Source organism: Micromonospora sp. CNZ296 (assembly GCF_007827635.1).
On the sequence record NZ_VISW01000008.1, the window covers coordinates 162,100 to 176,544 of the forward strand.

Annotated in this window: 7 protein-coding genes; 2 read left to right on the forward strand and 5 right to left on the reverse strand. The window is 74.5% G+C overall.

Annotation, left to right across the window (positions count from 1 at the left end):
* Window positions 1–21: 21 nt before the first annotated feature.
* The 3 genes from FB455_RS15565 to FB455_RS15575 form a co-directional block, all read right to left on the reverse strand.
* Window positions 22–822, reverse strand: coding sequence for an ABC transporter permease (locus tag FB455_RS15565; protein WP_013287036.1), 801 nt, complete (start codon window positions 820–822; stop codon window positions 22–24).
* Window positions 819–1,805, reverse strand: coding sequence for a daunorubicin resistance protein DrrA family ABC transporter ATP-binding protein (locus tag FB455_RS15570; RefSeq protein WP_013287035.1), 987 nt, complete (start codon window positions 1,803–1,805; stop codon window positions 819–821). The genes FB455_RS15565 and FB455_RS15570 overlap by 4 nt, the downstream gene beginning before the upstream one ends.
* A gap of 83 nt (window positions 1,806–1,888) precedes the next feature.
* On the reverse strand, window positions 1,889–3,127 hold the full coding sequence (locus FB455_RS15575) for a cytochrome P450 family protein (RefSeq protein ID WP_013287034.1): 1,239 nt from the start codon (window positions 3,125–3,127) through the stop codon (window positions 1,889–1,891).
* Window positions 3,128–3,322: 195 nt separating this feature from the next.
* On the opposite strand from FB455_RS15575, the gene bioA reads away from it, so the two are divergent.
* On the forward strand, window positions 3,323–4,684 hold the full coding sequence (bioA, locus tag FB455_RS15580; RefSeq protein ID WP_013287033.1) for an adenosylmethionine--8-amino-7-oxononanoate transaminase: 1,362 nt from the start codon (window positions 3,323–3,325) through the stop codon (window positions 4,682–4,684).
* Between the two features lie 85 nt (window positions 4,685–4,769).
* Here the strand turns inward: bioA and FB455_RS15585 are convergent, their stop codons facing one another.
* Window positions 4,770–5,510: a thioesterase II family protein gene (locus tag FB455_RS15585; protein ID WP_013287032.1), complete on the reverse strand. Its 741-nt coding sequence runs from the start codon at window positions 5,508–5,510 to the stop codon at window positions 4,770–4,772.
* Window positions 5,507–12,067, reverse strand: coding sequence for a non-ribosomal peptide synthetase (locus FB455_RS15590; RefSeq protein WP_030268231.1), 6,561 nt, complete (start codon window positions 12,065–12,067; stop codon window positions 5,507–5,509). Before FB455_RS15590 ends, FB455_RS15585 begins: the two co-directional genes overlap by 4 nt.
* A 111-nt stretch (window positions 12,068–12,178) precedes the next feature.
* Between FB455_RS15590 and fabD the strand changes: the two genes are divergently transcribed.
* Window positions 12,179–14,428, forward strand: a complete 2,250-nt coding sequence (fabD, locus tag FB455_RS15595) for an ACP S-malonyltransferase (RefSeq protein ID WP_327651922.1) — start codon at window positions 12,179–12,181, stop codon at window positions 14,426–14,428.
* Window positions 14,429–14,445 lie beyond the last annotated feature (17 nt).

The window sequence follows — 14,445 nt, forward strand, 5'->3', positions numbered from 1 at the left end:
AGTCGTCGTCTGCGAGGCGCCTCAGCGCCCGGCGGACCTGCGGAACTGGGCGATCGCCAGGGGGATCGACAGGGCCAGCAGAGCGCCGATCCACAGCCCGGAGGCGGCGACCGGGTGTTGCAGCGGCCAGACGTCCGGCGCGGTGGACGGGTCGACGTTGCCGAACTGGACCCGGACCGCCTGGACGATCGCCGAGACCGGGTTCCACTCGGCGACCGGTTGCAGGACGCCCGGCATGGAGTCGATCGGCACGTATGCGTTGGACAGGAAGCCCAGCGGGATGGCGATGGTGAAGCCGGTGCTGCTGACCGCCTCCGGCGCCCGGGACGCCAGCCCCACCACTGCCATCAGCCACGACAGCGCGTACGCGAACGCCAGCAGGATCAGAAACCCCAGCGCCGCCTCGGGCAGCGACGTGCGGCTGCGCCACCCGACGACCAGGCCGAGCAGCGCGGTGACGGTGATGACCACCCCGCTGTTCACCAGGTCGCTCGTGGTGCGGCCGACGAGCACCGCGGACCGGGAGATGGGCATCGACATCAGCCGGTCGACGATGCCGTTGCGCAGGTCGGCGGCGATCGCGGTGCCGGTGTTGACGGCACCGAAGAGGACCGCCTGCACGAAGATGCCGCCGAGCAGGTACTCGCGGTACGGCACCCCCTGCGCGTCGATCGCGCCGCCGACGATGAAGCCGAACAGCAGCGTCATCATCGCCGGCGCGATGGCGGCGTTGAGCAGCATCTCGGGTACGCGCAGGATCATCCGCAGGTTGCGCTTCGCGACGACGACGCCCTCACCGAAGGCCAGTACGACGGCGTTCACTGCTTCTCCTCCACGGTCTCCTTGACGGGCTCGTCGCCGGTGCCCCGGCCGGGGCCGCCGGTGAGGGCGAGGAAGACGTCGTCCAGCGTCGCCGTACGCAGCGCGGCGTCCCGGACCGGTATGCCGGCCTGGCGCAGCAGCCGCGCGCCGGCCAGGAGCGTGTCCACCCCGTCCCCGGCCGGCACGGAGATCCGGCCGGCTGTCTCGTCGACGCTGGCCGGACCGGTGCCGAGCGAGGTGAGTACCGTCTGCGCGGCGGTCAGGTCGGCGTCCGGCCCGACCGTGATCTCCAGGCTGGTGCCGGAGACCCGCCGCTTCAGCTCGTCCGGCGTGCCGCCGGCGACCACCCGGCCGTGGTCGATCACCACGATCTGGTCGGCCAGCCGGTCGGCCTCCTCGAGGTACTGCGTGGTCAGCAGCAGCGTCATGCCGCCGGAGACCAGCTCGCCGATGGTGTCCCAGAGCGCCGTCCGGCTCCGGGTGTCCAGGCCGGTGGTCGGCTCGTCCAGGAACAGCACCCGGGGGGTACGGATCAGCGCGGCGGCCAGGTCGAGGCGCCGCCGCATGCCACCGGAGTACTCCTTCGCCCGGCGTCCGGCGGCGTCCACGAGGTCGAAGCGTTGCAGCAGCTCGTCGGCCCGCTGCCGGCTCTGCCGGGCGCCCAGGTGCAGCAGCCGGCCCAGCATCTCCAGGTTCTCGAACCCGGAGAGGTTCTCGTCGACGGCGGCGTGCTGCCCGGACAGGCTGATCACCCGGCGTACCTCGGCGGCCTGGGTGACCACGTCGAACCCGGCCACCTCGGCCCGGCCGCCGGTCGGGGCGAGCAGTGTGGTGAGCAACCGGACGGCGGTGCTCTTGCCCGCGCCGTTCGGCCCGAGGATCCCGGTGATGGTGCCCTCCGGCACCACCAGGTCCAGGCCGTCCAGCGCGGTCACCTTGTCGAACTGTCTGCGTAGCCCGTCAGCGACGATGGCGTTCGCCACGTCGTCTCCTCCCTCTGCGGTTCGGTCGGATGCTCACCGGCCGGCCGGCCGAACCGCAGTGGGAGCCGGTCGCGCCGGCCCGGTCAGAACTCGACCGTGAGCGCGGTCAGCCCGCGCAGCGTGAGCCCGGGCCGCCAGGGCGTCTCGTCGAGGCTCTCCGCCGGGCGCAGGTCGGGCATCCGGGCGAGCAGCGTGGTGATGGCGACCTGCCCCTCGACGCGGGCCAGCGGCGCGCCCAGGCACATGTGGGCGCCCCGGCCGAAGGCGAGGTGCCGGTTGGCGGTCCGTTCGATGTCGAGCCGGTCCGGCTCCGGGTAGCGGCCCGGATCGCGGTCGGCGGCCGCGAGGACCCCGATGACCATCTCGCCGCGGCTGATCGGCACGCCGCCGATCTCGGTGTCCTCGGCGGCGAACCGCGGGAAGCTGATCTCGATCGGGCCGTGGTAGCGCAGCATCTCCTCGACGGCGCCCGGCGCCAGCTCGGGCTTGTCGCGCAGCAGCTGCAACTGCTCGGGGTTGCGGAACAGCGCCAGGACCATGTTGCCGATCAGGTGCTGCGTGGTGCCGAGACCGCCGACCACGAGCAGCGCCACCATCTTCAGCAGCTCGTCGTCGCTCATCCGCTCGCCGTCGGCCTCGGCCAGGGCCATCCCGGAGATCAGGTCGTCGCCGGGCTCGGCGCGCTTGCGCTGGATCAGCGCGTCCAGGTAGCGCACGAACTCCTCGATCTCCGCCATCACCTCGGCCGGGCTCATGCCCTGCGGCGCGGACTGTGCGGAGGTCGGATCCAGCGACAGCAGCAGCTCCGACCAGAGCCGGAACCGGTCCCGGTCGGCGCGGGGGATGCCGAGCATGTCGGACATGACGGTGAGCGGCAGCGGCACCGCGAAGTCCTCGACCAGGTCGAAGGTCCGTCCCTCGCGTTCGAGCAGCCCGTCGACCAGCTGGTCGGTGATCTGCTGGACGCCGGGACGCAGCCGTTCGACGTACTGCGGCGTGAACGCCTGCTGCACCAGCCGGCGCTGCCGCGTGTGCTCGGGCGGGTCGACGCTGCCCATGCTGCCGCCGAGCAGCCGTACCACAGCCTCGGGCAGCGCCGGCGCCTCCATGCCCTCGGGCATCACTGTCGGACTGGTCTTGAACCGGTGGTAGTCGGTGAGGAAGCTGGTGCACTCGTCGTAGCCGGTGACCAGCCAGACGTCCTGGCCGGTGGGCATCCGGACCCGGGAGACCGGGTTGGTGTCGCGGAGGGCGGCGTAGGTGTCGTAGGCCGTCTCCCGTGCGGCTGGTGACATCAGGTCCGGTTGTTCGGAGGTCGTCACGTCGGCGTCCCCTCTCCAGCGTTCGGCCGCACCGGTCGGCGCCGGCTCCGGATGAGCATTTCCGGGCCATGGCGACACCTCTGCTCAGAGTTGAGCACCGGCCACCCTGCGCACTACTGCGCAGACGTCACCGGCCCTCTTCCGGTGGACTGCGTGCTGTTGTCCTGGTTCCCTTCGATGACGGAGCGCCGACGCATGGACCTCGAAACCACGGAGACCGAACGCCTGCGCACGCTGGACCAGCAGCGCGTGTGGCACCCGTACACCCCCACCGACGCCTACCTCAACGCCAAGCCCCTGGTGATCACCCACGGCGAGGGTGTCTACCTGGTGGACAGCGACGGCAACCGCTATCTCGACGCGGGCTCCTCGCTGGGCGTGAACATCCACGGCCACCAACGTCGGGAACTGAACGAGGCGCTGGCCGCGCAGGCGGCGAAGATCGCGCACACCACGCTCTACGGCATGACCCACCCGGGCGCGGCGGAACTCGCCGACCGGCTGGTCCGGCTCGCCCCGGAGGGCATCGACAAGGTGCTGTTCCTGGAGTCCGGCTCCAGCGCCGTGGAGACGGCGATGAAGATGGCGTACTCCTACTGGGTCTTCAAGGGATCGCCGCAGCGCAACAAGTTCGTGTCCATGGGCGGGGCCTTCCACGGCGACACCATCGGCGCGCTGTCGGTGGGCCAGATGACGATCCTGAAGAACTTCTACCAGCCGCTGCTGCGCGAGACCAGCTCGTTCGCCCAGCCGTACGCGTACCGCTGCGGGTTGTGCAACAACAACTGCAACCTTGCCTGCGCGGACACGCTGGAGGAGGTGCTGGAGCGTGAGGGCGACGAGGTCGCCGCCGTGCTCGTGGAGCCGCGCGTGCAGAACGTCAGCGGCATGATCGTGGCGCGCGACGGTCACCTGGCCCGGGTCGCCGAGATCGCCCGCCGGTACGGCGTCCTGCTCATCGCCGACGAGCTGGGTGTGGGCTTCGGCCGTACCGGCCCGATGTTCGCCTGCCAGGCCGACGGCGTGTCGCCCGACATCCTCTGCGTCGGCAAGGGCCTGACCGGTGGGTACATGCCGTTGACGGCGACGATGGCGTCGGCGGAGGTGTTCGACGCGTTCCGCGGTGACGGCAAGATGCTGCTGTCCGGGCACACGTTCTCCGGCAACCCGCTCGCCGTCGCCGTGGCGCTGGCGAGCCTGGACCTGTTCGAGAAGGACGACCTGATCCGGCACGGCCAGGCGCAGGCCGTGGTCCTGGCCGAGGAGCTGGACAAGTTCCGCAGCGTGGCGCACGTCGGCGACGTCCGGCAGTGCGGCCTGCTGGCCGCCGTCGAGCTGGTGGCCGACGTGGAGACGCGCGAGCCGTTCCCGATGGAGCTGGGCGTCGCGACGCGCATCACCGAGCGGTGCCGGGAACTCGGCATGATCATCCACTCGGCGCCGAGCGACACCATCGTGATCGTGCCGCCGCTGGTGATGACCGAGGAGGAGCTGCGCACGATGGCGCGGATCCTGCTCCAGGCGACGCAGGAGGTCGTGGCCTCACTGCCGGCCTGAGCACGGAGAAACGGGAACGGGACGGGCGAGAGGCCCGTCCCGTTCCGTCGTCTCCGGACCGCCTCAGGACCGTCTCCGAACCGCCTCAGGACCGCACGGCGAGATCGGCCAGCAGCGCCTCGGCCAGCTCGGCGGGCGGGCCGGCCAGGTAGAAGTGCCCGCCGCTGAACACGCGCAGGCTGAAGCCGGCCGACGTGACGTCGGCCCAGGAACGCATCTCCACCACGTCGACCTCCGGGTCGGCGTCGCCGGTGAACGCCGACACGGGACAGCGCAGCGGCGGGCCGGGCAACTGCCGGTACGTCTCGTTGACCGCGAAGTCGGCGCGCAGCCCCGGCAGGAACAACGCCATCAGGTCGTGCCGGCGCAGCACCTCGTCCGGCGTGCCACCGAGCGCCGCGACCGCGGGCAGGAACTCGTCCGCGCCGAGCGTGTGCCGGTCCGGCCGGCGGGCGGGCAGGTGCGGCGCGCGCCGGCCGGAGACGAACAGCCGTGCCGGGCCGCCGCCCGGACCGGCGGACAGCCGCCGGGCGGTCTCGTAGGCGACCACCGCGCCCATGCTGTGGCCGAACAACGCGTACGGGCGGTCCGCGTGCGCGCTGATCGCGGCGGCCAGCGGGGGCACGAGGTGGTCGATGCTGGTGTACGGCGGCTCCCGCAGGCGGGACTCCCGGCCGGGCAGCACGACCGGGCAGACGCCCAGGTACGGCTCCAGCGCGGCGCGCCACGGCCGGAAGAACGAGCCGCCGCCCCCGGCGTGCGGGACGCAGTACAGCAGCATCGGGGCGTCCCGGTCGGCCGGGCCCTTGATCCACTGGTTGCTCATCGTTCCTCCTCGTCGGACCGCAGCACCACGTGCCCCACAGTGCCGGTGGCGCCGACCGCGGTGACGAGCGCGCGCAGCGGGACGCCGGTCCACGGCTCGGGCCGGCGCACGAACCGCACCGGCAGCGCGTCGAGGTCGACGAGCGGGTGGGGCGTCTCCGCCAGCAGGGTCGGTACGAGCCGGCGGTGCCGCAGCTGGAGGAGCACCTTGGTCAACTGCGCGAGCCCGGATGCGGCCTCTGCGTGGCCCAGGTTCGGCTTGAGGGTGCCGATCGGCACGCGTACCCCCTCGGGACCGGGCGCGGCGGCGGCCAGGAACCGGCCCACGGCCTCGATCTCGGCGGCGTCGGACAGGGCGGCGCCGGAGGCCGCGCACTCGACGTATCCGATGTCGGCGGGGGTGAGCCCGGCCCGGCTCACCGCCTCGGCGAGCGACCCGGCGAGGGTGGCCGCGTCGGGCGTTCCGAAGCGGCTCGTCGCGCCGCTGTGCCCCACCCAGGTGCTCTCCACCACGGCGTCGACGCGGTCGCGGTCGCGGCGCGCGTCGCCGAGCCGGCGCAGCAGCAGGGCGCCGGCGCCCTCGCCGGGCGACCAGCCGGCGGCGGCGGCGTCCAGTGCCGGGTGCGGCGTCTCGGCGACCAGGCCCAGACCGCGCAGCACCGCCACGTGGTACGGGTGCGCCAGCAGGTTGACCGCGCCGACCACAGCCGCGTCGCAGTCGCCCCGGTCGAGGCTCTCGGCCGCCTGGCGCAGGGCGGTGAGCGCGGAGGAACAGGAGGTGTCCACGGCGACGCTCGGGCCGCGGAAGTCGAAGGTGTGGGAGATCCGGTTGGCGATCTCGGAGCCGGTGCCGGAGATCCGGGCCGGGTCGCCGTCGCGCCACCGGTCGGTGCCGGCGAGGCGGTGGTCGTGCCACATCACACCGACGAAGACACCGACCCGGCCGAGGGACGCCGGGGTGTGGCCGGCGTCCTCCAGGCACGCCCACACCACTTCGAGCAGTACGCGTACCTGCGGGTCGAGGACGGCGGCCTCGGCCGGCGCGATCCCGAAGGCCATGCTGTCGAACGTCTCCAGGCCGGACAGGTAGCCGCCGGCCGGTCCGGAGCCCCGCCCGGGCGGGGGCGGCGTGATCGCGCAGTGGCCGGCGTCGAGGTTGCGCCAGAGCGTCCCGACGTCGTCCGCGCCGGGGTAGCGGCCGGCCACCCCGACCACGGCGATCTCGCCCGGCCCGGCGACGGACGGCGGACCGGCGGCGGGGGTGCCGGGCGTCTCGGCCTCGTCGTCGCGCGTCACCGGACCGCACAGGAACGCCTGCTGGAACACGTGGCCGTCGTCCAGCCGCAACGCGGCGCGGACCGGCGCCTCGGCGACCGCGCCGACCGGGCACAGCCCCAGCCCGTGGTCGGCCTGGGCGCCCATCAGCACCTGGCCGAGGTAGCCGGCCTCCAGCGCGAGGTACCGGTCGGCGTCGTCGCCGTAGAGCGGGCGGATCGCCCGCGCCTGCCCGACGAGGAGGAGCTGGAACGCCGCCCGGTCGTACACCGGGCGGTTGTAGACGAAGTGCGCGGTGCGGTCCAGGGCCGATCCGTCGCCGATGCGGCGCAGCGTGTGTTCGTCGGGGTGGTGGTAGTAGACGCCGGCCGGCAGCCCGGTGACCCGGTCGCCGGGCACGTGGACGTAGACCTGCACGCCGTAGGTGTCGCCGGCCGACGGGTACAGCCGCCGCGTCCGGTCGCCGTCGGACAGTGGACGCAGCAGGCTCAGCAGGTCCGCCACAGTGGACAGCGGCACGGGCCGGTCGAGGAAGTCGCGGCGCGAGGCCCGTCGCCGGTACCGCCGTGGCGCGGGGTGTTCCCCGGGCAGCGGCACGGCCTCGCCGTCGTCGCGCAGGTCGAGCCGGGCCGCGGCGAAGGCGGACCGTTCGGTGGGGGAGAGCACGTCGACCGTCCGCGGAGGCGGCGCGACGGCCGGGGACGGGTCCGCGGGTACGGGCGCGGGCGTGCCGGGCGACAGGTGCGCGGCGATGCCGTCGATCGTCGGGTTCTCCAGCAGCGCCGCCACCGGCACCCGCGTGCCGAGACGCTCGTGCAGCCGGGCCGAGACCTGGACCATGGTGAACGACGTGGCACCCTGGTCCCACAGGTCGGCCGCGGGGTCGACGGTCTCGCCGAGCAGTTCGCCGAACAGTTCCGTGAGCACCTGACGGACACCGGGCTCGTGCGGAGCGTCCGCCGGTCCCGGTGGGTCCGGCGGCCCGACCGGCGGCCCGACCGGCGGCCCGACCGGCGGCCCGACCGGCGGCCCGACCGGCGGCAGCGGCCACGGCAGCCGGGCGCGGTCCAGCTTGCCGTTGTCGGTGGCGGGGAACTGCTCCAGCACGGCCAGATGGCTCGGCACCATGTAGTCGGGCAGCGTCTCGGCGGCGAAGGCCCGCAGGTCGCGGACGGCCGGTGCGGCGCCACCGGAGGACAGCAGGTACGCCACCAGCTTGCGTTCGCCGCCCTCCTCACGGGCCACCACCACCGCGTCCTTGACGCCCGGATGGCCGCGCAGCCGGTGCTCGATCTCGCCGAGTTCGACCCGGAACCCGCGGATCTTCACCTGGTGGTCGGCCCGGCCCAGGAAGGTCAGGTTGCCGTCCGGCAGGAACGCCGCCCGGTCGCCGGTGCGGTACATCCGGTCGCCGGGCGGCCCGAACGGGCACGGCACGAACCGGTCCTCGGTGAGGTCCGGCCGGTTGTGGTAACCGGCGCTGAGCACCTCCCCGGCGATGTAGAGGTCGCCCTCGACGCCGGGCCGGCACGGGCGCCGGTCGTCGTCCAGGACGTAGTAGCGGGCGTTGTCGATCGGCCGGCCGTAGGGGATGCTGCGCCACCCGGGCTCGACGGTCCCGACGCGGTACCAGTTCGACCACACGGTGGCCTCGGTCGCCCCGCCGAGGTTGACGATCTCGGCGGCGGTGAAACAGGCCCGCAGCTCGTCGGGCAGGGACAGCGGCGTGTGGTCACCGCTGAGGAACACCAGCCGCAGGTCGGTCGTGCCGGGCCGGCCGCGGTGCGCGGCGGTCAGCGGTACGACGTGCGCCAGCGTGGTCGGCGCGGAGTTCCAGAACGTGACCGGCTCCCGCAGCAGGACGTCCAGCAGCAGCGCCGGGTCCTTCTGCTGCTCGGAGTCGGCGACGTAGATCGAGGCGCCGTAGCCGAGCAGCCCGAGGATGTCGAACACGGACAGGTCGAAGCCGAGCGAGGTCACGCACAGCCCGGTGTCCTCGGGTCCGAAGCGGAACGTCCGGCGCGCCCAGTGCAGGAGGTTGTGCACGGCCCGGTGGGTGACCGCGACACCCTTGGGCCGGCCGGTGCTGCCGGAGGTGAAGATGACGTAGGCGAGGTCGTCCTCGCCGGTGCACGGCTCCGGATCCGGCACGGCTGCGGAACCCACCCGGTCGGCGTGGACCACGGCGATCCCGTCCGGCCATCCCGGCGCCGGCAGGTCCAGGTCGCTCGTCGTGACGAGCGCGACCGCGCCCGCGTCGGCGAGCATCAGCGCGGCGCGCGCCGGCGGCAGCGACGGCTCCACCGGCAGGTAGGCGCCACCGGCCTTGAGCACGCCGTACACGGCGGCGACCATGAGCGGCCCCCGGGCGACGCTGATCCCGACCACGGACCCGGCGCCGACGCCCGCGGCGCGCAGCCGGACCGCGATCCGGTTCGCCACCGCGTTCAGCTCACCGAAGGACGTGGTCCCGCCGCGCCCGCGTACGGCCACCGCCTCGGGCCGGGTCCGGGCCTGGGCCTCGAACAGCAGGTGCACCGGCCCGGCGTGCGGGAACTCGACGGCGGTGTCGTTCCACCCGTACACGACGTCGCTGAGGTCGGCCAGTTCGGCCAGCGCCGACCGGTACGCGTCGAAGATCCGGTCCAGGTCGTCGTCGCCGATCGCACCCTCGGTGGCGTCCCAGAACAGCCGCAGCGTGTCGTCGCCCTCGTCGATCGCGATGCAGTCCAGCGCCACGTCGGGCGTGCACGTCAGCCACGGGCCGGCTGTCACGCCGTCCGGCAGCGGCACGTCGCCGAGTTCGAGGAGCCCGGTGCACACGACCGGGTACCCGGCGCCGCCGTCGCGCATCCGCCGCAGCACCAGCCGCCGCAGCTCGGCCAGGCCCGAGGCGCCGTCCGCCGCCGCGTCGGCGGTGATCTGCCGGTCGTAGCGCCCGGCGAGGTCGAGCAGGCCCTCGCCCGGTTCGCCGGCGGCCAGCCAGCTCAGCGCGGTCAGCTCGGCGGGCCGGAACGGCTCGGACCGCGACGTCCAGCGCACCAGCGGCACCGCGAAGCGGTCGCGGTGGCAGGTGCCGATCGCTGTGGTGAGCGCGGCCATGAGCAGCGCGTCGAGGGCGAGGCCGCGTTCCCGGGCCAGCCGCCGGATCCGCGTCCAGCCCGGCACCCGGGCGGTACGCCGCTGCCGTGGCCCGGTGCGCGCCTCGACCGGCGGGCCGGGCGGAAGGTCGGCCAGGCGGTCCTGCCAGTACCGGCGGGCGTGCGGGTCCGGTGCCGCCTGCGGTGCGCGGGGCGGCCCGGCCACCGGCGTGCCCGGCTCGGCGTAGCGGCGCATCAGCTCGCGCAGCAGCAGGTGGATGCTGCGGCCGTCGGCCACCAGCAGGTCCAGCGCCACGTGCACGGTGGCCCCGCCTGCCTCGTCCACCTGGACGCGCAGCTCACCCTGGGGGAGCCGGCCGAGCGGGAAGGCCCGGCCCACCATGTCCCGCTGCACCGCGTCGGGCGACGGCACGCCGCCCGCTTCGTCCGGCCCGGTCACCGGGATGTGCCACCCGTCCGGCACGTCGTCGCAGGTGACCAGCCGTCCGTCCGGGGTGACGACGGTCCGCAGCGGCTCGTGCGCGGCGAGCAGACCCAGCCAGGCCGCCTCCAGCCGGGGCAGGTCGAGCCGGTCGACGGCGAAGGCGTGCACCACCTGGCAGCCGCTCCACGGGCCGGTGCCGCCCGTGGTCCGGGCCACGAAGTACGCCTGCTGGAGGTCGTTCAGGGGCCGGCCGGCGTCGTCGGGGACGGGCCGCAGCCAGCGCAGCGTGTTGACGAACCAGGCGAAGGTCGCGGCGACCACGCCCGGGCCGAAGGCGTCCTCCGCGACGTCCCACCGCACGCGCAGTTCGCCGTCGCGCTCGCCGATCTGCGCGTCGAGCGTGACGCCAGTGGTCTGGCTGACCGCGTACCGGCCGTCGGCGCCGGTCCCGCCCACGTCGAGCAGGCTGGTGAACACCACCGGCAGCTGCGCCGGGACCGGCAGCCGGCGGGACCGCAGCTCACGGAGCGCGGCCACACCGGGCACGTCGGCGTGCTCGAGGTCGCGGCGCAGCCGGTCGTGGACCGCCCGGGCGGCCTCGGCGAACGGCCGCCCGGTCGTCGCCTCGGCGACGAACACGGTGGTCGAGGTGAACGGCCCGGGCACACCCGCCGCCTCGGCGGGCAGCCAGAGCCGGCTGTTCGTGGTCAGCACGAGCGAGAACGCCGCGTCGGCGCCGGCCCGCCGCAGTGCCTCGGTGAAGGCGGTGAGCACCACAGCGGTCGGTGAGACGCCGAGATCGCCCGCGTACGCGGTCACCGCGGCCCACTCGCGTCGCGTCAGCGCCGCCGTGTACGGCACCCGCACCGGGCCGGGCTCCACGCCGGAGGTGGGCAGGGCGGGTCCGGGCGGCAGGTCGCGCAGCGCGTCGGCCCAGTACTCCAGGCCGGCGCGGTACCCGTCGCCGTCGCGGTGGGCGGCGAGGGCCACGCCGAGGTCCCGCAGGCCGGCGCCGGGGGCGGGCAGCTCGCGCCCGGGGTCGTCGTGGAGCGCCCGGAGCTGACCGACGAGCAGCTCCAGCCCGGCGCCGTCGACGATCGCCGCGTCGACGCTGAGGTGCAGCACGCCGCCGCCGTCCGGGGCCCGGGTCACCTCGACCGTCCACAACGGCTCGTCGGCCGGGCCGTAGGAGTGGTGGGAGAGGCGCCGGCGTACGTCCTCGGCGTCGTCGCCGACCGGCATGGTCCAGTCCGGCGGCCGCTCGGCCACCCGTTGGCGCCCGTCGGGGGTCAGCACGAGCCGCAGCGCCTCGTGGTGCCCGACGAGCCGCCCCCACGCCGCGCGCAGGCGGTCCACGTCCAGGTCGGCGAGGTCGTACTCACGGTAGAGGTGGCAGCCGGGCAGACCGGTCGCCTTGGCCAGCAGGTACCCCTCCTGGAGCGGGGTGAGCGGGAACGGTTCGTGCCGCCGCCCGGGCTCGGGGCGTACGTCGGGACGCAGCCCCGCGCCGGCGGGTGCGGCGTGGGCGGCCAGCTCGGCCAGCTCCCGGGCGGTGGCGCAGCGGCGCAGCGCGTCGGTCGGCAGCTCGGTGCCGAACGCGGCGCCGACCTCCAGCAGCAGCCGCGCGGCGGCGAGGGAACCGAGTCCCAGGTCGCCCAGGGCCGTGTCGGCGTCCGCTGTGACCCCGGCCGGCAGCACGCCCGACAGGACGTCCAGGACGATCTCCACGCGGTCCGGGATGGCGGTCTGCTCGTTCATGCGCTCCCCGCTCCGAAGGCCGGCGTTCGCCGCAACCTAAGCGGCGCCGGACCGGACGTGCTGCTCAACTCTGGGCAGCACGTCCGTCCGGCGGGCCGGACAGTCCAAGTCGTGTCCTTACGACCGAAGTCCGCCTGGGTGTTCCCGGGGCAGGGCGCGCAGCGCCGGGGCATGGGCGGTGACCTGTTCGACCGCTTCCCGGACGAGTGCGCCGCCGCCGACCGGATCATCGGCGTACCGGTGACCCGGCTGTGCCGGGACGACGACCTGCTCGGCGACACCCGGTACGCCCAGCCGGCGCTGTTCGTCGTCGGTGCGCTGGCCTACCTGGCGGCACGCGAGGAGGAGCCGCCGCCGGACTACCTCGCCGGGCACAGCCTCGGCGAGTACGCGGCGCTGTTCGCGGCCGGCTGCCTGGACTTCGAGGAGGCGCTGCGCCTGGTGTGCCGCCGCGGCGAGATCATGGCCCGGGCGGCCGGCGGCGGCATGCTCGCCGTCCTCGGTGAACGGCTGGACCGGCTGCCCGGGGTACTCGCCGACGCCGGTGTCGACGACGTGGACGTGGCCAACGACAACGCCGACGGCCAGGTGACGCTCTCCGGCCCGCGCGAGTCGCTGTCGGCGGCGGCGCGGGCGGTCACCGGCGCCGGTCTGGGCCGATGCGTCCCGCTTCCGGTGGCCGCCGCGTTCCACTCGCGGTACATGCGCGCCGCGGCGGGCGAGTTCGCCGAGGTGCTGTCGCAGGTCCGCTTCGCGCCGCCGCGGGTGCCGGTGATCTCCAACGTGACCGCCCGGCCGCACGACCCGCTGCTGCTGCCCGACCTGCTCGCCGTGCAGCTGCGTCGCCCGGTGCGGTGGCGCGAGACCATGGCGTATCTGGTCGGCCGCGGCGTGCGCACGGTGCGCGAGCTGGGTCCGGGCCGTGTGCTGACGGACCTGTTCCGTCCGGTGCTCGCGGCGGCGCCGGCCGTGCCGGACGGCGGCGATCCGGGACCGGCGGCGCTCGGCTGTCAGCGGTTCCGCGCCGACTACGGCGTCACGTGGTCCTACCTCGCCGGCTCGATGTACCGCGGGATCAGCTCGGTGGCGATGGTCGCCCGCCTGGGCAAGGCGGGCCTGCTCGGCTTCTTCGGCGCGGGCGGCTTCGACCGCGACGAGGTCGAGGCGGTCCTGCGCTCGCTCACCGCGGATCCCGGTCCGGGCCGCTTCGGCATGAACCTGCTGGCGATGCCGGACAACCCGGCGCTGGAGTCGGCGCTGGCGGAGCTGTACGTCCGGCACGACGTCCGCTACGTCGAGGCGGCCGGGTACACCGGGGTCACCGCGGCCCTGGTGCGGTTCCGCTTCGCCGGCGCGCACCTGAGCGCCGACGGCACCCCGGTCGCCGTCCGGCACGTCGTGGCGAAGGTGTCCCGGCCCGAGGTCGCGGCCGCGTTCCTGGCCCCGCCGCCGCCGGCGATGCTCGCCGCTCTCGTGGCCGAGGGCGCGCTGTCCGCCGGGGAGGCAGCCGCGGCGGCGCGGCTGCCGGTGAGCGGCGACCTGTGCGCCGAGGCCGACTCGGCCGGGCACACCGACGCGCGGTCCCCGTTCACCCTCGTGCCGGACCTCGCCCTGCTGCGCGACGCGGAGATGCTCCGGCACCGCTACCACGAACGGATCCGGGTCGGCGCCGCGGGCGGCCTCGGCACCCCGGAGGCGGTCGCCGCGGCGTTCGTGCTCGGCGCCGACTTCGTGGTCACCGGGTCGATCAACCAGGCCACGCCCGAGGCCGGGACGTCACCCGAGGTCAAGGACCTGCTGGCAGGCGCCGGGATCCAGGACACGGCGTACGCGCCGGCCGGTGACACGTTCGAGTTCGGCTCCCGCGTGCAGGTGCTGCGCCGCGGCACGATGTTCGCGGCGCGGGCCACCCAGCTGCTCCAGCTCTACCACCGCTACGACACCTGGGACGAGGTGCCCGCCGCGATCCGCGACGCCGTGGAACGGACCACCTTCCGCCGGCCGTTCGCGCAGGTGTGGCGGGAGACCGAGCGGCACTACCGGGACACCGGCCGGGCCGCGGAGGTGGAGCGCGCCGGCCCGCGACGGCGGATGGCACTGGCGTTCAAGTGGTACTTCGCCCACGCCACGGAGGTGGCGCTGCGCGGCGACACCACCGAACGGGCGAACTTCCAGGTCCACACCGGACCGGCGATGGGCGCCTTCAACAGGTACGTGCGCGGCACCGAACTGGCCGACTGGCGGCTGCGGCACGTCGACGTCATAGCCGAACTGCTGATGCGCGGGGCGGCCGACGTCCTGCGCCGGCACTGTCCGCCGGTGGCCATTAGTGAGCAGAGCCGCTGGTCCGATGCTGACTAGCGTGTCCGGGCGCCCAC

Bases quoted from the DNA above. Each gene is read 5' to 3' on its own strand.
- FB455_RS15585 (WP_013287032.1), bottom strand. From the start codon at position 5,510: ATGAGCAACCAGTGGATCAAGGGCCCGGCCGACCGGGACGCCCCGATG.
- bioA (WP_013287033.1), top strand. From the start codon at position 3,323: ATGGACCTCGAAACCACGGAGACCGAACGCCTGCGCACGCTGGACCAG.
- FB455_RS15590 (WP_030268231.1), bottom strand. From the start codon at position 12,067: ATGAACGAGCAGACCGCCATCCCGGACCGCGTGGAGATCGTCCTGGAC.